Consider the following 23,905-nt stretch of genomic DNA (forward strand, 5'->3'; position numbering starts at 1 on the left):
CCGACGGCCTGGGCGGCCTGCCAGCATCCCGCCGCGACGGTGCCGGTGGCCCCGGCGACACAGACCACGAGAATCACCACCGACATCGGTGCGGTGGCCGACAACGCCACCACCGCGCCCGCGGCCAGCATGACGGCCGCGGCCAACTGGGTGGGCGCCACGGCCCGCAGCACCTGCTGCACGTAGTCGGTGGAGGGCCGGCGCATCAGTGACCACGCGCCCAGCGCCGCGGTCAGCGCGGCCGCGCACAGACACAACACGGCGGCAACCAGCATGCGCCACAGAATACGGTGTTGCGGTTGGGTCGCCGTCCCCCGGGCGCCAGGCTTCGCCCGGGGGACGACGCCGTCTATCCCTGCAGTCCCAGCAGCTGTGGCGCGGGCGCCACGGTGGGAACGGCGGGAGCTGGGGGTGGCGCGGAGGCGAGCGGCAGCGCCGGCGTGCCGGGCAGCGGAGCCACGGGTGCGGGACCGGGCACGCTGACCTTGAAACCGTTGACGATCGCCTCGGTGGCGTCCGCGGCGGCCACCACCTGGTCGACGCTCGTGGTGACCGATAGCGACACCAGGTAGCTGTCGGGGCCGACGGTCGCGATCACATGGCGACGCGACGTGTTCAGCGTCAGGTTGTTCTCGCGGTAGGTGCCTTCGATCAACGAGGACGGCATGCCGCCGAAATCGGCCAGCGAGGCGTCGGTGGACCGCCATGCGGGCAGCTTCTGGCTGTCGATGAAGCCGTGGCTGATCGCCTCTTTCGGATCGAAGGCGCCGACCAGCTTGTACACCACCACCTGAGCGTTCGAGGAGTACAGACCATTGCCGCCGACCCGATCGGCGAGCACGGCGAACGCGTCGGGCACGTTGGGGTCGGGGATGTGCTCCCAACCGCGCGGCTTCGGAAGCACGATGTTGAGCGCGCGGAAGTCCCGGCTGGACTGTGGTTCCATCGCCACACCCTTGGCCGCGAAGAACTCGGCGAGCGTGCCCGAGGTGGCCGGGGCGATGGTGGACACCGGGCGGGTGGGCAGTGCGGGCGCCGCAGGTGCGCCCACACCGGCGCTGACGCCGGCGGGGACGGCGGCCGCCCCGGTGGTGGCGGGCGTCACACCGGGCTGTCCGAGCGCCGCAGGCGCGGTGTCAGGCGTCACAATGACGGTCTGCGTCACCGTGGCAGGGGCGGGCAGCGCAGGCTGCGGAATCATCGGCTGGGCCGACGCCGTCGAGGCGGCCACGCCCAGCACCCCGGCGACACCGGCGGCGCAGGCACCGATGCCACCTGCCAGAACCCGCCAATGACGGGCGATTTCGCTCATCGACTGCAATCCTTCCCGAGGCTTGAGGGCCGTCAGGCGAGAAATGTATCCACGGGTGTTCGGCGGTCACCAGGGCTGGAATCGACCTGGAACCAACCTCTGATGCATCCGCAACGGAACCGAGACCTACCCGTGGCCGGGGAATCGGCGAACCCGGTGCTTATACCCTGGTGGGGTGACTGAAACGCCGACTGGAACGCAGTCCTCGCGCGAGACTGCCGCCGACGACACGCCCCGCCACCGCTACACCGCGGGCCTCGCCGGGGAGATCGAGCGGGCGTGGCAGCAGCGGTGGACCCAGGACGGGACGTTCGACGTCGCCAACCCGGTCGGATCACTGGCTCCGGCCGACGGGTCCGCGGTGCCTGCGGACAAGATGTTCGTCCAGGACATGTTCCCGTACCCGTCCGGTGAGGGCCTGCACGTCGGGCATCCGCTCGGCTACATCGCCACCGACGTGTACGCCCGGTACTACCGGATGACCGGTCGAAACGTCCTGCACGCGTTGGGCTTTGATGCGTTCGGGTTGCCGGCCGAGCAGTACGCGATCCAGACCGGCACGCATCCGAGGACGCGTACCGAGGCGAACATCGTGAACTTCCGCCGCCAGCTGGGCCGGCTGGGCCTCGGCCACGATTCGCGGCGCAGCTTCTCCACCACCGATGTGGACTTCTACAAGTGGACCCAGTGGATCTTCCTGCAGATCTACAACGCGTGGTTCGACACGGCGCAGAACAAGGCGCGACCCGTCGCGGAGCTGATCGCCGAGTTCGAGGCCGGCACCCGGGAGGTCGGCGACGGCCGTCGGTGGGCGGATCTGGACGCCGGGGAGCGCGCCGATGTCGTCGACTCGCGCCGGTTGGTGTATCTGGCGGATTCGGTGGTGAACTGGTGTCCGGGCCTGGGCACGGTGCTGGCCAACGAGGAAGTGACCTCCGACGGTCGAAGCGAACGCGGCAATTTCCCGGTGTTCCGGAAAAGGTTGCGGCAGTGGATGATGCGCATCACCGCCTACTCCGACCGGCTGTTGGAGGATCTCGACGTGCTGGACTGGCCGGACAAGGTCAAGACCATGCAGCGCAACTGGATCGGCCGGTCGACCGGAGCCAGCGTGGAGTTCGGCACTGACGCCGGTGACATCGAGGTGTTCACCACCCGCCCGGACACGCTGTTCGGGGCGACGTACATGGTGCTCGCCCCCGAACACGACCTGGTGGACCGGTTGGTCGCCGACCAGTGGCCGGCCGACGTGGACGCCCGGTGGACGTTCGGGGCGGCCACCCCGCGCGAGGCCGTCGCCGCCTACCGGGCCTCGATCGCCGCGAAGTCGGATCTGGAGCGGCAGGAGAACAAGGCCAAGACGGGTGTGTTCATCGGCGCCTATGCGACGAATCCCGCTAACGCGAAACAGGTTCCGGTGTTCATCGCCGACTACGTGCTGGCCGGTTACGGCACCGGCGCCATCATGGCGGTGCCCGGCGGTGACCAGCGCGACTGGGACTTCGCCACCGAATTCGGGCTGCCCATCATCGAAGTGGTCAGGCCGGTGGCGGACCGACCAGGGGAAGACACCGGGGCCGGAGGCGATGTCTCGCAGGCTGCCTACACCGGCGACGGTGTGATGGTGAACTCGGGCTTCCTGGACGGGATGGACGTTTCGGCCGCGAAGGAGGCGATGACCGAGCGGCTGAGCGCTGACGGGCGCGGCCGCGAGCGCGTCGAATACAAGCTGCGGGACTGGCTTTTCGCCAGGCAGCGGTACTGGGGTGAGCCGTTCCCGATCGTCTACGACGCCGACGGCCGGGCGCACGGCCTGCCCGAGGAGCTGCTGCCCGTCGAGCTGCCCGATGTGCCGGACTACTCGCCGGTGCTGTTCGACCCGGACGATGCCGACAGCGAGCCGTCACCGCCGCTGGCGAAGGCCACCGAGTGGGTGAACGTCGAACTCGACCTCGGCGACGGCCGCAAGCGCTACACCCGCGACACCAACGTGATGCCGCAGTGGGCGGGCAGCTCCTGGTATGAGCTGCGCTACGCCGACCCACACAACACGGAAGCCTTGTGCGCCAAGGAGAACGAGGCCTACTGGATGGGTCCGCGGCCGGCCGAGCACGGCCCCGACGATCCCGGCGGGGTGGACCTGTACGTCGGCGGCGTCGAGCATGCGGTGCTGCACCTGCTGTACTCGAGGTTCTGGCACAAGGTGCTCTACGACCTCGGCCATGTCAGCTCCCGTGAGCCGTACCGGCGGTTGGTCAACCAGGGCTACATCCAGGCGTTCGCCTACACCGACGCCCGCGGCTCCTACGTCCCTGCCGCCGAGGTGGTCGAACGGGACGGCAAGTTCTTCTGGCCGGGGCCCGACGGGGAAATCGAGGTCAACCAGGAGTTCGGCAAGATCGGCAAGAGCCTGAAGAACTCGGTGTCGCCCGACGAGATCTGCGACGACTACGGCGCCGACACGCTGCGCGTCTACGAGATGTCGATGGGTCCGCTGGAGGCGTCGCGGCCGTGGGCGACCAAGGACGTCGTCGGCGCGCACCGGTTCCTGCAGCGGGTGTGGCGACTGGTGGTCTCGGAAGAGACGGGAGAAACCGTCGTCACCGACGACGCGCTCGATGAGGACACGCTGCGGCTGCTGCACCGCACCATCGCCGGGACGGCCGACGATTACGCAGCGCTGCGCAACAACACCGCGGCCGCCAAGCTGATCGAGTACACCAACCATCTGACCAAGCAGTCGGTGACGGCCAGGGCGGCCCTGGAACCGCTTGTGCTGATGGTCGCACCGCTGGCGCCGCACCTGGCCGAGGAGCTGTGGCGGCGGCTGGGCCACGATGCCTCGCTGGCGCACGGCCCGTTCCCGGTGGCCGACGAGCGCTACCTCGTCGAGGACAGCGTGGAGTACCCGGTGCAGGTCAACGGCAAGGTCCGCGGCCGCGTCACCGTCGCGGCCGACGCGCCGGCCGACGCGGTCGAGGCGGCTGCCCTGGCCGACGACAAGGTCGTCGCGTTCCTGGACGGAAAGACCCCGAAGAAGGTGATCGTGGTCGCGGGCCGCCTCGTCAACGTCGTCGTCTAACCCTGCGATTTCGGTGTAGTTGGTCAACACAGGCGTGACCAACTACACCGAAATCGCCCGCGGCGGAGCCGTTCATGGCTGCGGTGCGTCAGATCATGTGTGCTGAACGAACAACTTCGCCGCCACGACGGGGTGATCACGCTGGCCCAAGCCCGCGCAGCGGGTCTGAGCAAGCAGTCGATCAACCGACGCGTCCAGTCCGGAGACTGGCGGCAATGCCATCGGGGCGTCTATTTCGTCGACGATCGGCCGTACACCGATGCGGCGCGGATACGCGCGGCAGTGTGGGCCTTCGGTGACCATGCGGTGGCCAGCGGGCTCGCGGCCGCGTGGTGGCATGGGCTGACGAGGTTTGCCCCCGAGCAAGTCGAGGTGACGATGCCCCGTAGCGGGAGCGGCCGCAAGCGGTCCGGCACCCGATTGCGGCGACGTGATCTGGCGCCGGCCGATGTGGTCGAACGCCGGGGTCTGCGCGTGACGGCGGTGCCGTTGACGGCGGTCGAGGCCGCGGTCCGGGGTCACGGAAACCGCGCGGTGATGGACCGGGCGCTGCAAGGCGATGTCGATCTCCGGGACCTGTGGGCGACGCACCTTCGCAACAAGGGCCGGTACGGGTCGCCGGCAGCTCGGGCCCTGCTTCAGGCCGCTGCCGACGGCGCGCGCTCGGAAGCGGAGCGGATACTCATCAGGCTTCTCAAGGGGGCGGGGATCACCGGATGGCGAAGCAACGTGCCCGTCGGCGGCTACGTCGTCGATGTGGCGTTCCGCGGGCCCAGGGTCGCGATTGAAGTGGACGGCTGGGCGTTTCACAGCGATCACGAAGCGTTCCAGAACGACCGCCACCGGCAGAACCGGCTTGCGCTGCGGGGTTGGCAGGTGCTCCGGTTCACCTGGCTCGACTTGACCGAGTATCCCGAGCGCGTGATCGCCACCATCCAGGCCGCGATTCGGGTGTCGCTGGTCAACGCCAGCGTGACCAACGACGCCGAAATCGCAGGCTAACGGGGGCGGACGATGACCTCGTGGATGTGTGCGTCGGCCGGGGCGTTGATCGCGTCGGCGGTCACCTGCGCCACCGTCTGCGGGCTCAGGAACTGCGCGGGGTCGTACGGCCGGCCCTCGTAGGCCACCAGGTCCTCCTGCATGGCGGTGGCGATCCGCCCGGGATGCACCGATGTCACCCGCAACCCGGGCTCGTCGGCGCGCAACGAATCGGCGAAGGCCCGCAACGCGAACTTGCTCGCCGAGTACGACGCCAGCCCGGGTGAGGCGTTGATGCCCGCTCCCGAGTTGATGAACACCACGTGGCCGCCGGCGCTGCGCAGCGCGGGCAGCAGTTCCAGCGTGAGGGCGACGGCGCCGACGACGTTGACGGCCATGGTGGCGCGCCACTGGTCGACGTCGGATTCGGCGACGCGACCCGGATAGGCGACCCCGGCATTGTGGATCAGCACGTCGAGTTCGACGATCGGCTCGACGACGGCGGGGATGGCGTCGGGGTCGGCGAGGTCGACGGGCCAGGTGGTGGCGCCGAGACGCTCCGCGACGGCGTCGAGGCGTGGTGACGGGCGCCCGGCCAGAAACAGCGTGTGGGTCGGGGCCAGCGCATCGGCGAGCGCGGATCCGACGCCGCCGGAGGCCCCGGTGATCATGGCGGTCGGCACACCCGAGACCCTACCGACCTGCATATCGGGCGAAGTCGTCGCATCATTGACAGACGATGCCGCACGACACCAGCTTCGCCCCGACCCAACTGGCCGCCCGAGCGGCCTACCTGCTGCGGGGTAACGACCTCGGCGTGATGACGACCGCCGCTCCTTTGCTGTACCCGCACATGTGGAGCTGGGACGCCGCGTTCGTGGCGATCGGGCTGGCCCCGCTGTCGGTGGAACGCGCCGTCGTCGAGCTGGACACCCTGCTGTCCGCGCAGTGGCGCAACGGCATGATCCCGCACATCGTCTTCGCCAACGGAGTCGACGGGTACTTCCCCGGCCCGGCGCGGTGGGCCTGCTCGGCGCTGTCCCCGGATGCGCCCCGCACCCGCCACACGTCGGGGATCACCCAACCTCCGGTGCACGCCATCGCGGTGCAGCGCATTCTCGACCACGCCCGCACCAGGGGGCGTTCCACCCGGGCCGTGGCCCAGGCGTTCCTGGACCGACGCTGGAACGACCTGGTGCGCTGGCACCGCTGGCTGGCCGAGTGCCGGGACCAGAACGAGCGGGGCCGGGTCACGCTGTACCACGGCTGGGAGTCCGGCATGGACAACTCTCCGCGCTGGGATAGCGCGTACGCCAACGTGATTCCTGGTGACGTGCCCGAATATCAGCGTGAGGACAACACCATCGTCACCGACGCCAGCCAGCGCCCCTCCGACATGGAGTACGACCGGTACCTGTGGCTGTTGGAGGAGATGAAGGCGGCCCGCTACGACGACCAATTGCTGTCCAAGGTAATGAGTTTCGCCGTGGAAGACGTATTCGTCTCGGCGATTCTTGCGGTGGCGTGCCAGGTGCTGGCCGAGATCGGGGAGGACCACAAGCGGCCGAACTCCGACGTCAGGGATCTGTACGCCTGGGCCGACCGGTTCCGGGCCGGCGTCATCGCCACCACTGACGAAAGAACCGGTGCGGCAAAGGATTACGACGTCCGCGCGGAGAGGTGGATCGCGACCGAAACGGCGGCGCAGTTCGCGCCGCTGTTGTGCGGTGGATTGCCCCATGACCGGGAGCGGGCGCTGCTCCGGCTGCTGGAGGGGCCGCGGTTCTGCGGACATCCCGACCTCGCCTACGCGTTGATCCCGTCGACGTCGCCGGTGTCGCGGGACTTCCGTCCGCGGGAATACTGGCGCGGCCCGGTGTGGCCGGTGATGACCTGGCTGTTCGCGTGGTGTTTCGCGCGCCGCGGCTGGGCGGAGCGGGCGGCGACGCTGCGCCGGGAGGGGCTGCGCCAGGCCAGCGACGGCACCTTCGCCGAGTACTACGAGCCGTTCACCGGGGAACCGCTGGGCAGCATGCAGCAGTCGTGGACCGCCGCCGCGGTGCTGGACTGGTTGGGCTGACGGCCTATTCGGCGATGCGCTCGAGGGGGGCAAGCGCCTTGGTCAGCGCATCGAGTTCCTCGTCGCTGAGCTTGCTGAGCAGCGAAGCCAGATGAGCCTGCCTGGACGCCAACGCTTCCCGGTGCTGCGCGAGCCCCTCCGGGGTGATGTCGACGAGAACCGCACGCAGATCGGAGGGATCACGGTCGCGCTTGACCAGGCCCAGCTTCTCCAACCGCCGGATCGCCACCGTCGTCGTCGGCGTACGCACCTTCTCATGGGCGGCCAGCTCGGTCATGCGCATCGGACCCTGGTCGAACAGCGTGAGCAGGATCGACAACTGGGCGAGCGTCAGATCACCGGAGGTTGCGGTCCGCCCGGTGTGCCGCATGACCGAGAGCACCTTGGACAGCACTCGCTGCAATTCGCTGGCGAGCTCGCTGACGCGTGCTTCGGTCGGCACCATAATTCAGCCAGTCTAACCGGTCGGGTGTCGGGTTGCCCTGTCGGCGGGATTTGACGAAAGTGTCGATCCCGGCCTAGAGCACCTGTGAAAGGAAACGGCGCAGCCGGTCCGTCTCGGCTGTTTCGAATAGCTGCTCGGGAGGTCCGGTTTCGACCACCTGACCGTGATCCATGAAGACGACGGTGTCGGCCGACGACCGCGCGAAACCCATCTCGTGGGTCACCACGACCATCGTCATCCCCTCGGCGCCGAGATCGGCGATCAACTCCAGCACCCCTTTGACCAGTTCGGGATCCAGCGCGGAGGTGGCCTCGTCGAAGAACATCACCTGGGGTGACATCGCCAGCGCGCGGGCGATCGCAACGCGCTGCTGCTGGCCACCTGACAGTGTCGCCGGGCGGGCATCGGCCTTGTTGCGCAATCCGACCCGATCCAGCTGTGCCATCCCGAGTTCGCGGGCTTCATCGCCGCTGAGCCGCTTGAGCTTGCGCGGCGCCAGCGTGACGTTGTCGAGCACCGTGCGATGGGGGAAGAGCTGAAAGTGCTGGAACACCATGCCGATGCGCTGACGCAGCTGATCGGGGTTGTCACCCAGCACCGAACGCCCGTCGAGCAGGATGTCGCCGCGGTCCGGCTCGTAGAGCCGGTTCAGGGTGCGCAGCAGGGTGGACTTGCCCGATCCGGACGGCCCGATCACCGCGGTGCTTGAACCGGCCGCCACGTCCAGGTCCACTCCCCGCAGCACCGCGCTCTTGCCGAAGGACAGATGAATGTCCTTGGCCGTCAACGAAACCGCGGTTGTCATCAGTTCATCTCCTGAGAGGTGGCGAGCACCAGCGGATCCTCTTCGTCGGGCTTTCGGCCGCGGCGCAGCCGGGTGTCGATGAAGTTCACCAGGTGTGTCAGCGGAATCGTCAGCGCCAGGTAGAACAGCCCCGCCGCCACGAGCGGCGACAGGTTCCCGGTCTGCGCGTTGAGATCCCGGCCGACCTGGAAGAGCTCACGCTGGTTGGCGATCAGGCCGAGGAAGTACACCAGAGAGGATGCCTTCAGCAACGAGATGAACTGGTTCATCAGTGCCGGCAGCACCCGCCGGACCCCCTGCGGTACCACGACCAACCGCATCGAGGTCGGATAGCTGAATCCCAGTGCGCGGGAGGCTTCCAGCTGCCCGGGGTCGACGCTCTGGATGCCGGACCGGAAGATCTCGCCCACATACGCCGCCGCCATCAGGCCCAGCGCGGCGATGCCCAGCGGGAACGGGTTGTTGCCGGTGAGGTGCCCGACGACCGGCCCGACGCCGAGGCCGATCAACAGGATGATCACGACTTCGGGCAGTCCCCGGAAGATGTCGGTGTAGATGCGCGCGGGCCAGCGCAGCCACCGCGATTTCGAGATGCCGGCGATCGCCAGCGCCATACCCAGGATCAGCCCGATGATGCTCGCCGCGACGGTCAGGATCAGGGTGTTGGGCAGCCCTGTCTTGAACAGGTCCGGGATCGCCTGCTTATAGAGATCCCAGTCCAGAAACGAGGCGGCCAGTTGGGACAGCGTCGATTTCGGTTGGACCGGGGCAGTGGGGCCCTGCGCGCTCTGGTTCTGTGCGGCGATCGCGGCGAAGTCGGGAAGCTCGGGCGCGGGTGCGGCCTTGGATCCGGGCTTCCAGCCCGGTGGCACGGCGCGCGGCACCCAGTCGGTGTAGAGCCGGGACCAGGTGCCGTCGGCGATCACCGCGTCCAGTCCGGAGTTCAGCGCGTCGATCAACGGCTGGTTGTCACCGGCGACCGCCCAGGCGATGAAATTGTCCAAGCTGAAGGTGTTTTCGATGATGTCGGCGGGATCGCCGGGCTGCACGGTGCCCTGCGCCTGCTGCGACGGGGCAACCCACGCGTCGATCTGGCCGGTCTTGAGGCTGGCGTAGACGGTGTTGTAGTCGGGGAACTTCACCGGCTGCAACCCCAGCGTGTCGATGACGTAGGCCTCCTGCACGGTGCCTTGTACGACGCCGATGCGCTGCGCCGGCGCCAGCTTCTCGAACCCGGTGATCGCCGACCCCTTCGGGACGACGAGCGAGAAGTACCCGAAGTCGTAACCGTTGGTGAAGCCCACGGTGCGGCGGCGGGCGTCGGTCGTGGTGATCGACGACGATCCGACGTCGAAGCGGCGGGCGGCGACCTGCGCCAGCAGCCCGGAGAACTCGGTGCCGACGAAGTTGACCCGGAGGCCGAGCTTCTCGGCGACGGCCTTGAGCAGCTCGTTGTCGAAGCCGGTGTACTGGCCGGCCGAGTCGATGCAGATGCTCGGCGGCGCGTCGGACAGGGTGCCGACCGTCAGCGTGCCCGGCTGGGTCAGCCCGAGTGCGTTCAGGTCAACCGAAGCCAGGGGTTTGACCGTGGCGGTGGTGTACTTGTCAGCCGCGGGCCCGGCAGCCGCGGCGGCCAGGTTGGTGGGCAGGGCGCTGGCGCTCTCGATGCCCGGTGGTGTGCATTGGTCGACTTGCGCGCCCGCCGGTGCGGCCAGCCCCATCGCCGCGACCATCCCGATGATCAGTGCGAGGACGAGACTCTTCACGGATGGGCGCAGTACCCGCATGCAGCTCATTCAAAGCAACGTAGCGCGCCCGCCGCGGAATACGCAGGGTTGCGATTATTGAGATCGCGGGGCGCGCAGCACGCCGCGCCGGACCAGTTCGGTGAGCAGGATGGACGCCATCACCTCGGCGCGCTGGGCGCATGCCGCACGCGCCGCATCGGGCTCACCGGCGCGGACCGCGGCCAGTTCTGCCTCGTATGACGGCAGCAGACGGTCGCGATGCTGCGGGTAGGTCTGCCAGAAGGCGCGCGGAATGAAGGTCCGCGACGAGTTGACGGCCGCCTGCAGTCTCGGGCCGGCGTACTGCTCGTTGATGGTGGTGCGGAACCGGTCGGCGTGATTGTCGAATTGCCGGGAGTCACGCGCACCGCGCATCTGGGTGAGCTCACCGTCGAGGGTGTCGACGACGGCCGGATCCGACGCGGCGGCGGCCCGCGCGGACGCGATCCCGCTCAGCAGCCCGTAGAGCTCGTGGTGTTCGCGAACCGTTGACTCGTCGAACCGTTCGACATAGGCGCCGCGGTGATAGCGGGTAGAGACGATGCCGTCGTGCTCCAGCTGAACGACCGCCTCCTGGACCGGCACCCGGCTCAACCCGAGGTCGTGCGCGATCTCGTTGCGGTCCAGGCGATCTCCTGACCGCAGTCTGCCGGTCAGCACCATTTCGACCACGTGAGAGACCACGAGGTCTTTCTCCTTGACCCCATACTTCTTGGGCATGGCGGCGCCAGTGTCTCACGGCGCCTCCCCGCCCTGGGGCGGATCGGCAGCTTCAGTCCCCGGCCTGGCGCCGGTCGCGCCAGCGGCACAGCACCTCGGCTTGGGCGAGGTCGTAGTCGGGCCCGTTCACCCCGACCGTGAACATCGTGATCCCGAGCGCATGCAGGGCGTCGGCGTTCTCGATCAACGCGTCCGCATCGCGGCCCATGGCCTCCGCGGATCGTTCGATGGTGGCCGGATCTCGGCCCGCCTCGGCACAATGGCGGGCCAGGATGTCGGATTTGCGCGGGTAGCTGTCGGTGTCGGAGAACGAGTGCCAGATCTGCGCGTGCCGGGCGACGAGCCGCAACGTCTTCTTCTCCCCGCCACCCCCGATCAGGACGGGTATGTCGCGCACCGGCTGCGGGTTGAGTTTGTCCAGCCTGGCTTCGATCCGTGGCATCGCGACGGCCAGGTCGTCGAGCCTGCTGCCTGCGGTGCCGAACTCGTAGCCGTACTCGTCGTAGTCCTTGCGCTTCCAGCCGGAGCCGATGCCGAGGATCAACCGGCCGTCGGAGATGTGGTCGACGGTGCGGGCCATGTCGGCGAGCAGCTCGGGGTTGCGGTAGGAGTTGCAGCTGACCAGTGCCCCGATCTCGATGCGCGACGTCTGTTCGGCCCAGGCGCCGAGCATGGTCCAACACTCGAAGTGCGCACCGTCCGGGTCGCCGTAGAGCGGGAAGAAGTGATCCCAGTTGAAGGCGACGTCGACGCCGAGGTCCTCGCAGCGCCGCACCGCGTCCCGGAGATGGCCGTAGCGAGGGGAGTGCTGCGGCTGCAGTTGCACGCCGATCCGGATGGGGAAGGTCATGACCCCAAACTAGACGCCGATCTGGCCGCCGTTCTTCCACACCGCCACGACCGACGGCCGCGCCGTGCCGTTGCCGCCTTCGGGCCACCGGGACTGCGGGCTGTCGATGCTGTTCTCGTCGTTCTCGCCCGGATGCTGCACGCACACCGTCACCAGATCGTCGGTGACCACCGGTCCGCACGTCTCCGCCCCCAGCGGCACGGTCAGGAACTGCTTCGTCTCACCGCGGTTGGGTCCTTCGAGTGCCACCGCGAACAGGCCGTCGTTGGAGTCGAGCGCGTTGCCGTCGGTCGAGATCCACAGATTGCCGTGGCTGTCGAAGGCGAGGTTGTCCGGGCAGGAGATCGGGCTCACCTTGGTCTTGTCGAAACCGCCGTAGTAGGTGTCGGCGGCCTGCGGGTCTCCGCAGACCAGCAGCAGATCCCAGGTGAAGTCGGTGCCGGCGTGGTTGTCGGTGATTTCCAGGATCTGGCCGCTCTTGTTGTCGTTGCGGGGGTTTGAGGCATCTGCGGCGGCTTCGCCCTCGGCGCCGCGCTTGGAGTTGTTGGTCAGCGCGACGTAGACCTTCCCGGTCGCGGGGTTCGCCTCGAAATCCTCGGGCCGGTCCATCTTGGTGGCGCCCACCTTGTCGGCGGCCATGCGGGTGAACACGGCGACCTCCTGCGCGGTGATGCCGTCGACGAGGGATTCGGCCCGTCCGTTCGGGCCCGAGCGCAGCAGCGGAAGCCAGGTGCCGGTGCCGCGGAAAGCCCCTGCGGTGGGCAGCTTGCCGGACCCGTCGATCTCGTTGGCGGGGATGTCGCTGGAGAGCTTGGCGACGTAGAGGGTGCCCTCGTCGAGGATCGCCATGTTGTTGGCCATCGCCGCGGGATCCTTACCGGGCTGCACCTTGCGACTGGACACGAACTTGTACATGTAGTCGAAGCGTTCGTCGTCACCGGTGTAGGCGACCACGGTGCCGTCATCGGTGACGTGGATGTTGGCGCCCTCGTGCTTGAACCGGCCCAGTGCGGAGTGCTTGACCGGTGTCGAGGTGGGGTCCCACGGGTTGAGCTCCACGATGTAGCCGAACCGGTTGACCTCGTTGGGCGTCTTGGCCAGGTCGAAGCGCGGATCGAAAGTCTCCCAGCGCAATTCGGAGGGCTCCAGGGAGACCCCGTAGCGGTCGTGGCGGTCCGCGTCGACGGGGTTGGGGGCGGGGGATCCTTCCGGGGCGCCGAAATAGCCGTGGAAGTTCTCCTCGCCGGAAAGAACTGTGCCCCAGGGTGTTACACCTCCCGCGCAGTTGGCGATGGTACCCAGCACGGTGCGACCCTCGGGGTCGGCCTGGGTCTTGACGAAGTCGGTCCCCGCCGCGGGTCCGGTGATCGCGAAGGGGCTGTCGGCGGTGATGCGCCGGTTGTAGCGGCCCATGACCGGGCGGAGCCCGCCGTCGGGGGTGCGCTCGACCTCGACCACACCCATCCCCATCGAGGCGATCTCGACGTCGAACTGGTCGCGGGTCGGGGCCTCGGCGTCATAGCCGGGGAACATGAACTGCGGCGTCGCGTACTCGAAGTTGGTGACGAGCAGGAAGCGGCCGGGCTGTCCGTCGATGGGCAGCAGTCCGGCGAAGTCGTTGTTGAAGCCGAACTGGCCGCGCTGCGCGGCGCCGGTCTGGTTGTTGACGTCGAACTTCGGTGCGTCGGGCAGCACCGGGTCGCCCCAGCTGATCACGACGGCCTGCTGGTAGCCGTCGGCGACGACGACGGCGTCCTCGCTGTTGGGCGCGACGGACGCGAAGTTCATCCCTGCCGGCGGTTCGGTGGCGGCCGCGGTCGGCGACGACGACGTCGGGGCCGGCTCGGTGGTGTTCGAGCAGGCGGCCAGCGCGGAGCCCGCTCCGACGGCGAGGACGGCCACCCCGCCGGCGTGCAGGAGCGAGCGTCGGGAGACGGCCTTGGCGATGTCGCCGAAGTACTCGTTGTCGGTCTTGTTCGGCACCGGCTTCGAGCATGCGTCGGCGCACTTGTGCACGCAGGTCACATGCTGGCGCTTGGACTTTCCGTTGTGGGTGACGAGCAGATTCAGCGGCACGAGCGCCATGTCGGGTTCCTTCCCACGCACATTCCGGCCGCGGGCTGGGCGGCCGGATTCGCCGAAAGCTACGGCAGCTGGGCTAGCGCTCGGCAAGCAGAAGGTGAACAACGGTTGACGCATTGATCCGCGTCCCCCCGGCCGGACCGGCCGGCAACCATCGGGCTTTTGCTGTGCCGGCGCGGTACAGCGGCTAACCTGATGCGCAATTATCAACAGGGGGGTCAATACGCATGCCGCAGGAGCGCGAGTTGCCGTTGCCACAGCGGAGACGTCGCGGCGCCCGCCGCGCGGAGGACCTCCCGGTGCGCAGCTGGCTGAAGCTGGGGGCGGCCTCCGCGGGGCTCGGTGCGGCATTGCTCGGCTTCGCCCTCGCCGGACCGTCCCCGGTGGCTGAGGCCGACACCGGAACCGAGACGTCGGTGTCCACCGGTCCGGAGAAGGCGACTGCGGAGCAGTCCGAATCCCACGAAGCGGACGCGCCCGACGACGCCGAAGACGAGGCCAACGAGGACTCAGACGAGCTCGACGACGCGGACGCCACCGACGACCCCGACGACGCGGACGCCACCGACGACGTGGACGACGTGGACGAGGCGGATGACGCGGTCGGCGAGGCCACGGACGGCGATCGCGACGACGAGGGCGGCGAGGCAGCAGCCGGCGGTGCCGACCCGGCCGCGGACGGCGACGTCGTAACAGACCTGCCGGCCCTCGTCGAATCGCCACCACCTACCGAGAACAGTGCCGCCACAACGGAGTCCACCGCAAGCGCCCAGCCGGCCACACCCAAGCGCCCTTGGCGTGAGTTGGTCGCCGGCTTCATCGACGACTGGACGGCCGACACGGAGGCGTGGATCGACTCGCTGGACGCGTCCGACCAGACCAAGGAGCGTCTGGAGGCGACCTTCTGGGCGGTGCGCCGGACGTTCTTCAACCAGGCGCCCACCGTCGACCCGGTCCAGATCACCGGCGTGATCACCGGACCAGTCACCGGCATCCTGGGTGCGGTCGATCCCGACGGTGACCGGGTGGTCTACCGGCTGGTCAGGGCGCCCGGGCAGGGATCGGTGAAGGTCAACTCGGACGGAACATTCACCTACACACCAGGTTCCGACTTCGACGGGGTGGACACCTTCCGTGTCCTGGCCGTCGACGTGGGAATGCACGTCAACGTCCTGGACTGGTTCCGGCCCTGGGGGACGAGGGCCACCCCGCTGATCAACCAGGGCGCCGTCACGTTCGACTTCAGGTACGAGACGGGCGCCGGGCACTGGTCGGCCGAGCGCAAGGCCGCGCTGCTGGGTGCGGCCAACGAGCTGGTGTCGTACCTGCGGGTCAACGCGCCGGTGGTCATCTCCTACCGCGTCGACGGATTCGACGACCCGACGTCGGCGCTGCTGGCGCAGGCAGGAAGCAGCTACACCAGCGCCGAACCGGGCTTCTGGCCGACGCTGGTGCAGAACAAGCTGATCTCCGGGGGCGACGCGAACGGATCGGCGGCCGACGGGCTCATCCAGGTGAACTTCGGAAAGAAGTGGTCCCTGGACGACACCGTCGAGAGCGACGAGTTCGACTTCATGATGGCGCTGATGCACGAGATGCTGCACTCGTTCGGCATCCTGTTCGCCGTGCGGCCGGGTGAGACGACACGACGCTACTGGTCCACCTATGCGAGCCTGGTCGTCGACGAGAACGGCAGCAGCCCTTTCAATTCCGACTTCAGCTGGAACACGGCTTATGACCCGAACCTGACCAGGAAGGACGGCGGCCTGTTCTTCGGAGGCACCGAGGCAGTCGAGGCGTATGACGGTGCTCTGATCCCGTTGTTCACCTCCGACCCATGGCTGGGCACGAGCGTCGGAGCACACCTCGACGACATGGTCTTCATCGGCGTCGACCGGAAGATGATGAATGCCTCGACCACGCCGGGACCTGGCGTCCGTGTCCTCAGCGCCATTGAACTCGGAATCCTGAAAGACCTTGGCTACCAGGTTGTCGCGAGAGCGCCGGTCGAGGACTCGGCGTAATACCAGAGGGGGTAACAGTGGCTGGTGTGCATGCTCGGCGGGGGCGACGCTCTGAGGATTTCGCGGTCCGCAGATGGCTGCAGGCGGGGGTGGTGTCGGTCGGGATGGGCGCAGCGCTGCTGGGCTTCTCCCTGATGGGCCCGTCCCCGACGGCGTCTGCCGACAGCGCCGACGACTCGTCGGTGTCGTCGGGCAGCGTCGACTCGTCGAGCTCGGACGCCGGGGGAGCCGTCGAGACAACATCGTCAGATGGCGAGGACGCGGACGGCGATGAACAATTCGAGGCCGGCGACGAGCCCGGCACAGACCCCGAGGCAGACACAGAGCCAGAGGCAGACCTCGACGACACAGGCGACGACACCGACGACGACACCGACGACGACACCGACGACGACACCGACGACGACACCGAAGACGCCGCTGGCGACGGGGACGCGGTCGAGGGCGCGGAGGGTGACGGGGGTGGCCATGGGGAGGCGGTCGGCAGCGAAGACCTCGATGCGGCAGACGATCTGACCGGCTCTCACGACGGCGGCACCTCTCAATCGATCGACACCCCCGAGACCGAAGCCGAGCCGGAAACCAGCCTCCTGAGCACGGCCGCGGAGGACGACGACATCCCCGCAGCACCGACGCCGTCGTCCTACGTCTCGCCGGAGAGCGCATACCAGAGATGGGTTGCCCAGGTGCTCGACGACTGGACGGCCCAGAATCAGGACTGGGTGAATTCCCTTGACGTGTCAGATGATCGGAAAGAGCGACTGCAGGCGTCGTTCCTCACGATGCGGCGCACCTTCTTCAACCAGGCACCCACGGTCGCGCCGGTCCAGATCACCGGTGTGGTCACCGGACCCGTCACCGGCAGCCTGGGCGGGGAAGACCCCGACGGTGACCGACTCGTCTTCATCGTGACGCGGGCACCGAGCTCGGGCGCGGTGCGGATCAACGAGGACGGCACCTACACCTACACCCCCGATGACGACTTCGACGGCGTCGACACGTTCCGGGTCGCGGCAATCGATCTCGGTCTGCACGTCAATCTGCTGCAGTTGTTGCGCCCGGTCGGCAGCCGGGCAGCCACGTCGCTGGTCAACCAGGGCGCCATCAGGTTCGCGTTCGACTACACCGCCGGAGAGCAATACTGGACCGACGAGCGCAGGGACGCACTTCAGGCTGCCGCGGACGAACTCATCGAGTACTTCAGGGTCACCAAGGCGGTGAGCCTCACCTATGAGGTGAAAGGCGAGGACAACCCCTCCTCCGACACTCTCGCGTCGGCGTTCAGCAGTCTCAGCAACCGGGAGCCGGGGTTCTGGGCCACGGTCGTGCAAGAAAAGCTCCTCACCGGTGAGGATGCGAACGGGTCGGCCGCCGACGGCGGGATCGAGTGGAACTTCGGCAAAGGGTGGGCGCTCGGAGACGACGTACCCGGCACCCTGTACGACTTCAGAGCCGTTGCCCTGCATGAGTTGTTGCACTCGTTCGGGTTCTCCTCGCGGATCGGCGAGGCCGGTGACAACGACAATCTGGACTGGACGATCTTCGCCGGCTTCGTCGTCGACCGACACGGAGCCAGACCCATCGGGGCCGACGGACGGTGGGATGACGACTTCGATCCCAACCTGACCGGTGGCGACGGCGGCCTGTACTTCGGCGGCGCGAACGCGGTCGCTGCCTATGGCGGGTTGATCCCGCTCTACACGCCGGAGGAGTGGGAGTCGGGCAGCTCGATGGGCCACCTCGACGACGACACGTTCGAGGGTGCTGACGAAAAGGTCATGAACGCCAACACTGGAAAAGGACCGGCCGTCCGCGCGCTGAGCGCGCTGGAACTGGGTATCCTCAGCGACCTGGGCTACCTGGTGTACCCGCGATCGGACGCGGCAGCGCTGGTGAAAACGACTGGCTAGCAGGTCCGCTCAGTCGGCGAGCACGCCGCGCAGCAACTCGATCAGGGCCAACGGTTGGTCGCTCTGCACCGAGTGCCCGGAGTTCTCGACGATGTGTACACGCTGGAACCCGGGCGCGGTCCGAGCGAACGCGTCGGCGTCGTCGTCGTTGACGAAGAACGAGTGGGCGCCGCGGATCAACGTGGTCGGGGCCGTCAACCGTGGCACGTCGTCCCACAGGTTCTCGAAGCCTTCACCGGTGCGGATGCTGTCGTAGCGCCACGTCCAGGTGCCGTCGTCGAGGCGCTTGGCGTTGTGGAACACGCCACGGCGCAACGACTTCCGGTCCCGGTGCGGAGCCGCAGCCGCCGTCACCTCGAGCATCGCCTCGAACGACGGAAAGATGCGTTCGCCCTGCACCAGGGCGACCGTGCCCTTCTGCGCGTCGGTCATCTCGGTGTGCCGCTCCGGGGCTGACGGTGTCACGTCGACGAGCACGAGCCTGCGCACCAACTCCGGGGCAGTCACCGCCAGCCGCAATGCGGTGAGTCCGCCGAGCGACATCCCGACCACCAGGTCAGCGTCGGAGGCCAGGTCGCGGACCATCGGCTCGACGGCGACCGCGTTGAGCTTGGGCCCGTAGTCGCCGTCCTCGCGCCAGGCCGAACGGCCGTGGCCGGGCAGGTCGACGGCCAACGCGGGCAGGCCGAGGCCGACGACGACTGTGTCCCAGGTGTGCGCGTTCTGGCCGCCGCCGTGCAGGAACACCACGCGGGGCGCGTCGTCGCCGAACTTGACCGCGCTGACGGGTCCGGCGTCGATCCGCTCGGCGCGCGGCACCTCGGTGACACCGACCTGTTCGGCGTTCTCGTGCAGGAGCGCGAACTCGTCGAGGTGGGGCAGTTCGTCGTCGGAGATGTCCGCCATGGCCCGACAGTACGCACCGGGAAATTCGGATGCGGCAGAAGGTGCAGGTGTGCCACCGTTGGGCAGTGGCAAGTTCACTGACACCCCTGACATTCCGCACTGCCGAGGACGCCGACTGGCCGGCCATGGCGTTGATCGCGGCTACCGGTTTCGGCGTCTGGACCCAGCAGGAGACCGCCGAGGCGTGGCGGTCCCTGATACCGGCGGGCGGCGCCGTCGTCGCCTGCGACGGACCCGATGTCGTGGGCGTCGCGGTGTTCCTCGATCTGGAGCTGACGGTCCCCGGCGGTGCGGTGCTACCGATGGCCGGGGTGTCGTGGGTGGCGGTGGCGCCGACGCACCGCAGGCGCGGCGCGCTGAGCGGTATGTTCGCCGAACTGCATCGCCGCATGGACCGGTATCCGATCGCGGGGTTGGAGGCCAGCGAGGCCGAGATCTACGGCCGGTTCGGATACGGCCCGGCCACCATCTGGCAGCGGCTGTCGGTCGACCGCGTGGCTGCCCGGTTCCACCCCGGCGTCCCCGACCCCGGTGGCGTCCGGGTGGTGCGCGCGGCGGAGCACCGCGGGCAGATCGAGGACGTCTACGAGCGGTGGCGCCTGCAGACGCCCGGCGGGCTGCACACCCCGCAGGTGCTGTGGGACGAGGTGTTCGCCGACCGCGAGAGTCACCGCGACGGGGGCAGCGCGCAGTTCTGCCTACTGCACGCCGACGGTTTCGCGATGTACCGGGTGCACAGCGCAGACAAGAAAGATCGGGTTGAGGTGTCCAAGCTGGCGGCGGTGACCCCGCACGCCTACATCGCGTTGTGGCGGGCGCTGCTCGGCCTGGACCTGATGGCGACGGTGGACATCGACACCCATCCGGACCACACGCTGCCCTACCTGCTGACCGATCCACGGCTGGTACGGCACCCCGGCCGACAGGACGGGCTGTGGTTGCGGATGCTCGATATCCCGGCGGTTCTGCAGGCGCGCAGCTACGCCGCGGATCTCTCAGTGGTGCTGGAGGTTTCGGACGACATCCTGGGTGGTGGCGGTAGGTTCGCCCTCCAGGTGCGCGACGGTCGCGCCCGATGTGCTCCCACCGACGCCGAAGCCGATGTGCACCTGGATCTTTCGGTGCTCGGCAGTCTCTACCTGGGCGCGCACCGGGCTTCGTCGTTCGCGGCCGCGCATCGATTGCGCTGCAGCGCCGAACGGGCGCGGCAACTGGATGCGGCGTTCGCGACCGACGAGCCCGCCGAGCTCGGCTACGGCTTCTGACCCCCTAAACGCCGAAATTGCATTCCGGCAGGGAAAACGCGAGAACGCGCCTGCTGGAATGCAATTTCGGCGGAAAAGGGTGGCTAGCCCTCGATGAACTTCTCGAGCTGCACGCGGGCGATGTCGTCGGCCAGCTGCTTGGGCGGGCTCTTCATCAGGTAGGCGGACGCAGCCTCGATCGGGCCGCCGATGCCGCGGTCCTTGGCGATCTTGGCGGCGCGGACCGCGTCGATGATGACGCCGGCCGAGTTGGGGGAGTCCCACACCTCGAGCTTGTACTCCAGATTCAGCGGCACGTCGCCGAACGCGCGACCCTCGAGGCGGACGTAGGCCCACTTGCGGTCGTCGAGCCAGGCCACGTGATCCGACGGGCCGATGTGGACGTTCTTGTCCTCGATCTTGCCGGCCAGCGAGCCCGACAGGTTGGACGTGACGGCCTGGGTCTTGGAGACCTTCTTCGACTCCAGCCGCGAGCGCTCGAGCATGTTGAGGAAGTCCATGTTGCCGCCGACATTGAGCTGGTACGTGCGGTCCAGCGTGACGCCGCGGTCCTCGAACAGCTTGGCCATCACGCGGTGGGTGATTGTGGCGCCGATCTGGCTCTTGATGTCGTCGCCGACGATCGGGACGCCGGCATCCTCGAACTTCTTGGCCCACACCGGATCCGAGGCGATGAACACCGGAAGCGCGTTGACGAACGCCACGCCGGCGTCGATGGCGCACTGCGCGTAGAACTTGTCGGCCTCTTCGGAACCGACGGGCAGGTAGGACACCAGCACGTCGACCTTGGCGTCCTTGAGGACCTTGACCACGTCGACGGCCTCGGCGTCGGAGATCTCGATGGTGTCGGCGTAGTACTTGCCGATGCCGTCCAGAGTCGGGCCGCGCTGCACGACGACGTCAGTCGGGGGTACGTCGGCGATCTTGATGGTGTTGTTCTCGGAGGCGAAGATCGCCTCGGACAGGTCGAAGCCGACCTTCTTGGCGTCCACGTCGAACGCGGCGACGAACTTGACGTCGCGGACGTGATACGGGCCGAGCTTGACGTGCATCAGGCCGGGAACGGTGGCGTTCTCGTCGGCGTCCTTGTAGTACTGCACGCCCTGCACGAGCGAGGACGCACAGTTGCCCACGCCGACGATCGCGACCCGGACGTCATTGCTTGCGGTCATGACGGCTTCTCCTTGTCCTACTTACTTTCGGTATTACTGGCTGCTGGCAACGAGTGACGTGCTCAGGTCTGTTCGGCGCGGCCCTGCGCCGATCTCTCCGCCGCGATCAACTCGTTGAGCCACTTGACTTCACGCTCACTGGATTCCAGCCCCAGTTGGTGGAGCTGTCGGGTGTACCGATCGAATGAGCTGCTCGCCCGCGCGACTGCGTCACGCAGGCCTTCGCGGCGTTCCTCCACCTGGCGGCGGCGGCCCTCCAGGATCCGCATCCGGGCCTCGGCCGGGGTGCGGTTGAAGAATGCCAGGTGAACCCCGAAACCATCGTCGGAGTAGTTCTGCGGACCCGTGTCGGCCACCAGCTCGGTGAAGCGCTGCTTCCCGGCATCGGTCAGCTGGTACACCCGGCGCGCCCGCCGGACCTTCACGGTGCCCTCGGGGGCGGCGTCCTCGACGATCAGCCCGTCGGCCTGCATGCGGCGCAGGGCCGGATACAGCGAGCCGTACGAGAATGCCCTGAACGCCCCGAGCAGGCCCGTCAGCCGCTTCCGCAGCTCGTAGCCGTGCATCGGTGACTCCTGGAGCAGGCCCAGGATGGCGAGCTCGAGCATCCGGGCACCTCCTCCAGACAACAGATCAGCCGCTACGACGGTTCAACACGTCGCGCAATAGTATCGCGCCGATATATTGAGCGCCACACTTGGGCCCGGGAACGGGTCCTGAAAGTTCAGCGGTTGGCGGGCCAGATGGCCAGGGTGCTGCCGTCCGGGTACAGCTCGATGCGGCCGGTGCCGAAGTCACTGTTGACGATGATCTCGATGATCACGGCGTCCGGCGTGGCCGGATCCTCGGACGGGCTGATGCGCAGCCAGCTGTCGGTGACGTCAGCGCGGGCGATACCGACTGTCTCCGGAGCGCCCCGCAGGATGCCCAGGGTCTTCTCGTAGTCGAACTTGGCCAGGTCCACCAGTCGGGCGTCGGCGTCGACGGTCGACGGCGAACCCGTCGGCTCACCCCACCCGCCGCGGTAGTGGTAGCTGAGGCTGCGCCGGTTGTCCTGCGGATCCGGCCGGTCCAGGAACGCCATGTCGGAGTGGATGTCGAGCTCGTAGCCCATCGTGCTGCCGAACTTCTTCCGCATCTGTTCGAAGAGGCCGTTGAAGCCGCCCAGGGACTGCAGTTGTTTGGGCGCGGTGAGCACCGTGGCGGGGATCCCGTCGGCCTTGGCTCCCGGGTCGGAGGTGAAATTCAGCGGGGACGGGGTGTTGCCGTACAGACCCCAGCCGATCGCGATACCCAGCACGACCAGCACGCCCGCGATCGCGGCCTTGATGCCCCAGCCGGCCTGCACGCCGGGAATCCGCCGGTTGATGACCTTGGTGATCACGGGAACGTCCACGTTCAGCGACCTGGCGGTCTGCAGATCGGACACCAGATCCTGCAGCTGCCCCAGGGTCGCCGCGGTGGTCGCGGCCTTCACCCGCTCGCCGTGCTCGGTCATCGACAGCTGCCCCTCGGCCAGGGCCGCGTCGAGCAGCTGGCACGTCTCGTTGCGATCGCTGTCCTTTGCCCGTGTCGACGACGTCCGTCGTCCGGAGCTCCCCGAAGCCACGTCGGTGATCGTAAGAGGTCAAGGGCCGACGGCGCAGGCCAGACCCGGTTGAAGCCGGTTCCGGGTCGCTTCGATGCGGTGTCGGGACGCACACCGAGCCTCGGTGCCCGAGGTGCCGACGTACTCTGGACTTCGTGCGACTGCAGCGACAGGTAGTGGACTACGCCCTGCGGCGGCGGTCCCTGCTGGCCGAGGTGTACTCGGGACGCACCGGGGTCTCGGAGGTCTGCGACGCCAACCCGTATCTGCTGAGGGCCGCGAAGTTCCACGGCAAGCCCAGCACGGTGATGTGCCCGATCTGCCGCAAGGAGCAACTCACCTTGGTGTCGTGGGTGTTCGGCGACCACCTGGGCGCCGTGTCGGGTTCCGCACGCACCGCAGAAGAGCTGGTCCTGCTCGCGACCCGCTACGACGAATTCTCCGTACACGTGGTGGAGGTATGCCGCACCTGCAGCTGGAATCATCTGGTCAAGTCCTACGTGCTCGGCGCGATACCGCCCCCCAAGGGATCCCGCGGGTCGCGCAGCACCCGGACGGCGCGCGGCGCAGCGCGCACAGCCAGTGAATAGCGAAGGGCGCCACGACCGGTCAGCCAACGACCCCCGCGACGGGCAGAGGGCGGCCGAGAGCATGGGCGCGAGAAACCCCCAACACCGCAAGGACGATCCTGTGCGGCGGCCCGGCGACGGCGGAGTGCGTCGCGCGCCGGCCCCCGACGATCGCCACACCACGGTGATCCCGCCCGTCCGGGATGGGGCACCGCCGCCGCTGCGGGATCCGATCGACGCCGTCAAACGCGCCCTGGACGGCGGCGCACGTGGAGAGCGGAAGAATTTCGGCCCGCCCAAGCAGCCGCCGCCCAGCCAGCCGCTGAG

General features: G+C 68.1%; 21 protein-coding genes. 8 read left to right on the forward strand and 13 right to left on the reverse strand.

Annotation, left to right across the window (positions count from 1 at the left end; genetic code table 11):
* On the reverse strand, positions 1–275 hold a 275-nt coding region (locus tag BN976_RS06425; RefSeq protein WP_051558301.1), incomplete at its 3' end, for a hypothetical protein.
* Between the two features lie 74 nt (positions 276–349).
* Positions 350–1,312, reverse strand: a complete 963-nt coding sequence (locus tag BN976_RS06430; protein ID WP_011783151.1) for an LpqN/LpqT family lipoprotein — start codon at positions 1,310–1,312, stop codon at positions 350–352.
* A 175-nt stretch (positions 1,313–1,487) separates the two neighbouring features.
* Here BN976_RS06430 and leuS point away from each other — a divergent pair, with 175 nt between their 5' ends.
* Together leuS and BN976_RS06440 are read left to right on the forward strand one after the other, a co-directional pair.
* Positions 1,488–4,394, forward strand: a complete 2,907-nt coding sequence (gene leuS, locus BN976_RS06435) for a leucine--tRNA ligase (protein WP_036368785.1) — start codon at positions 1,488–1,490, stop codon at positions 4,392–4,394.
* 99 nt (positions 4,395–4,493) lie between these two features.
* Complete coding sequence (locus BN976_RS06440; protein WP_051558302.1) at positions 4,494–5,396, forward strand: PDDEXK-like endonuclease domain-containing protein; 903 nt, start codon at positions 4,494–4,496, stop codon at positions 5,394–5,396.
* On the opposite strand, the gene BN976_RS06445 is transcribed toward BN976_RS06440, so the two are convergent.
* Entirely contained in the window at positions 5,393–6,058 is a 666-nt protein-coding gene (locus BN976_RS06445) for an SDR family oxidoreductase (RefSeq protein ID WP_011783148.1), read from the reverse strand. The genes BN976_RS06440 and BN976_RS06445 overlap by 4 nt on opposite strands.
* Before the next feature lie 56 nt (positions 6,059–6,114).
* Between BN976_RS06445 and ggh the strand changes: the two genes are divergently transcribed.
* A complete protein-coding gene (ggh, locus tag BN976_RS06450; RefSeq protein ID WP_011783147.1) occupies positions 6,115–7,455 on the forward strand; it encodes a glucosylglycerate hydrolase in 1,341 nt (446 codons plus the stop codon).
* A 4-nt stretch (positions 7,456–7,459) separates the two neighbouring features.
* Here the strand turns inward: ggh and BN976_RS06455 are convergent, their stop codons facing one another.
* The 6 genes from BN976_RS06455 to BN976_RS06480 all read right to left on the reverse strand — a co-directional run bounded on the left by BN976_RS06455 (position 7,460) and on the right by BN976_RS06480 (position 14,147).
* The gene (locus tag BN976_RS06455) at positions 7,460–7,900 is read right to left on the reverse strand and encodes a MarR family winged helix-turn-helix transcriptional regulator (RefSeq protein ID WP_011783146.1); all 441 of its coding nucleotides are present in this window, start codon (positions 7,898–7,900) and stop codon (positions 7,460–7,462) included.
* Positions 7,901–7,973: 73 nt separating this feature from the next.
* A complete protein-coding gene (locus BN976_RS06460) occupies positions 7,974–8,705 on the reverse strand; it encodes an amino acid ABC transporter ATP-binding protein (protein WP_036368788.1) in 732 nt (243 codons plus the stop codon).
* Positions 8,705–10,501 (reverse strand): ABC transporter substrate-binding protein/permease, encoded by a 1,797-nt coding sequence (locus tag BN976_RS06465; protein ID WP_036368789.1) that lies wholly within the window; start codon positions 10,499–10,501, stop codon positions 8,705–8,707. The genes BN976_RS06460 and BN976_RS06465 overlap by 1 nt, the downstream gene beginning before the upstream one ends.
* Positions 10,502–10,546: 45 nt before the next feature.
* A complete protein-coding gene (locus BN976_RS06470) occupies positions 10,547–11,212 on the reverse strand; it encodes a GntR family transcriptional regulator (RefSeq protein WP_036368790.1) in 666 nt (221 codons plus the stop codon).
* 52 nt (positions 11,213–11,264) lie between these two features.
* Positions 11,265–12,062, reverse strand: coding sequence for an LLM class F420-dependent oxidoreductase (locus BN976_RS06475; protein ID WP_011783142.1), 798 nt, complete (start codon positions 12,060–12,062; stop codon positions 11,265–11,267).
* Between the two features lie 9 nt (positions 12,063–12,071).
* Positions 12,072–14,147, reverse strand: coding sequence for a PhoX family protein (locus BN976_RS06480; protein WP_036368791.1), 2,076 nt, complete (start codon positions 14,145–14,147; stop codon positions 12,072–12,074).
* 296 nt (positions 14,148–14,443) lie between these two features.
* Here BN976_RS06480 and BN976_RS06485 point away from each other — a divergent pair, with 296 nt between their 5' ends.
* Together BN976_RS06485 and BN976_RS06490 are read left to right on the forward strand one after the other, a co-directional pair.
* The gene (locus tag BN976_RS06485; protein ID WP_235621980.1) at positions 14,444–16,168 is read left to right on the forward strand and encodes an Ig-like domain-containing protein; all 1,725 of its coding nucleotides are present in this window, start codon (positions 14,444–14,446) and stop codon (positions 16,166–16,168) included.
* Positions 16,169–16,194: 26 nt separating this feature from the next.
* On the forward strand, positions 16,195–18,078 hold the full coding sequence (locus BN976_RS06490) for a cadherin-like domain-containing protein (protein ID WP_036368792.1): 1,884 nt from the start codon (positions 16,195–16,197) through the stop codon (positions 18,076–18,078).
* A gap of 9 nt (positions 18,079–18,087) precedes the next feature.
* Here BN976_RS06490 and BN976_RS06495 read toward each other — a convergent pair whose 3' ends face one another.
* Entirely contained in the window at positions 18,088–18,984 is an 897-nt protein-coding gene (locus BN976_RS06495) for an Rv0045c family esterase (protein WP_011783139.1), read from the reverse strand.
* 29 nt (positions 18,985–19,013) lie between these two features.
* Here BN976_RS06495 and BN976_RS06500 point away from each other — a divergent pair, with 29 nt between their 5' ends.
* Complete coding sequence (locus BN976_RS06500; RefSeq protein WP_199558891.1) at positions 19,014–20,249, forward strand: enhanced intracellular survival protein Eis; 1,236 nt, start codon at positions 19,014–19,016, stop codon at positions 20,247–20,249.
* A gap of 83 nt (positions 20,250–20,332) precedes the next feature.
* On the opposite strand, the gene BN976_RS06505 is transcribed toward BN976_RS06500, so the two are convergent.
* From BN976_RS06505 to BN976_RS06515, 3 genes are all read right to left on the reverse strand, one after another.
* On the reverse strand, positions 20,333–21,421 hold the full coding sequence (locus BN976_RS06505) for an inositol-3-phosphate synthase (RefSeq protein ID WP_011783137.1): 1,089 nt from the start codon (positions 21,419–21,421) through the stop codon (positions 20,333–20,335).
* Between the two features lie 62 nt (positions 21,422–21,483).
* Positions 21,484–22,029 carry a PadR family transcriptional regulator gene (locus tag BN976_RS06510; protein WP_011783136.1) on the reverse strand — a complete coding sequence of 182 codons (546 nt, stop codon included), beginning with the start codon at positions 22,027–22,029 and terminating at the stop codon, positions 21,484–21,486.
* 116 nt (positions 22,030–22,145) lie between these two features.
* The gene (locus BN976_RS06515) at positions 22,146–23,030 is read right to left on the reverse strand and encodes a DUF1707 SHOCT-like domain-containing protein (protein WP_011783135.1); all 885 of its coding nucleotides are present in this window, start codon (positions 23,028–23,030) and stop codon (positions 22,146–22,148) included.
* Between the two features lie 134 nt (positions 23,031–23,164).
* Between BN976_RS06515 and BN976_RS06520 the strand changes: the two genes are divergently transcribed.
* Positions 23,165–23,599: a DUF5318 domain-containing protein gene (locus BN976_RS06520; RefSeq protein WP_011783134.1), complete on the forward strand. Its 435-nt coding sequence runs from the start codon at positions 23,165–23,167 to the stop codon at positions 23,597–23,599.
* Between the two features lie 61 nt (positions 23,600–23,660).
* Positions 23,661–23,905 (forward strand): hypothetical protein (locus tag BN976_RS34170; RefSeq protein WP_036368793.1); only part of this gene is annotated, 245 nt, incomplete at its 3' end.

The organism is Mycolicibacterium austroafricanum (assembly GCF_000612725.1).
Taxonomy (GTDB): Bacteria; Actinomycetota; Actinomycetes; order Mycobacteriales; family Mycobacteriaceae; genus Mycobacterium; species Mycobacterium austroafricanum.

Excerpts from the sequence above, each read along its gene's own strand:
- BN976_RS06430 (WP_011783151.1), bottom strand. The coding sequence starts at position 1,312 with ATGAGCGAAATCGCCCGTCATTGGCGGGTTCTGGCAGGTGGCATCGGT.
- ggh (WP_011783147.1), top strand. The coding sequence starts at position 6,115 with ATGCCGCACGACACCAGCTTCGCCCCGACCCAACTGGCCGCCCGAGCG.
- BN976_RS06455 (WP_011783146.1), bottom strand. The coding sequence starts at position 7,900 with ATGGTGCCGACCGAAGCACGCGTCAGCGAGCTCGCCAGCGAATTGCAG.
- BN976_RS06460 (WP_036368788.1), bottom strand. The coding sequence starts at position 8,705 with ATGACAACCGCGGTTTCGTTGACGGCCAAGGACATTCATCTGTCCTTC.
- BN976_RS06465 (WP_036368789.1), bottom strand. The coding sequence starts at position 10,501 with ATGAGCTGCATGCGGGTACTGCGCCCATCCGTGAAGAGTCTCGTCCTC.
- BN976_RS06470 (WP_036368790.1), bottom strand. The coding sequence starts at position 11,212 with ATGCCCAAGAAGTATGGGGTCAAGGAGAAAGACCTCGTGGTCTCTCAC.
- BN976_RS06475 (WP_011783142.1), bottom strand. The coding sequence starts at position 12,062 with ATGACCTTCCCCATCCGGATCGGCGTGCAACTGCAGCCGCAGCACTCC.
- BN976_RS06480 (WP_036368791.1), bottom strand. The coding sequence starts at position 14,147 with ATGGCGCTCGTGCCGCTGAATCTGCTCGTCACCCACAACGGAAAGTCC.
- BN976_RS06495 (WP_011783139.1), bottom strand. The coding sequence starts at position 18,984 with ATGGCGGACATCTCCGACGACGAACTGCCCCACCTCGACGAGTTCGCG.
- BN976_RS06500 (WP_199558891.1), top strand. The coding sequence starts at position 19,014 with ATGCGGCAGAAGGTGCAGGTGTGCCACCGTTGGGCAGTGGCAAGTTCA.
- BN976_RS06505 (WP_011783137.1), bottom strand. The coding sequence starts at position 21,421 with ATGACCGCAAGCAATGACGTCCGGGTCGCGATCGTCGGCGTGGGCAAC.
- BN976_RS06510 (WP_011783136.1), bottom strand. The coding sequence starts at position 22,029 with ATGCTCGAGCTCGCCATCCTGGGCCTGCTCCAGGAGTCACCGATGCAC.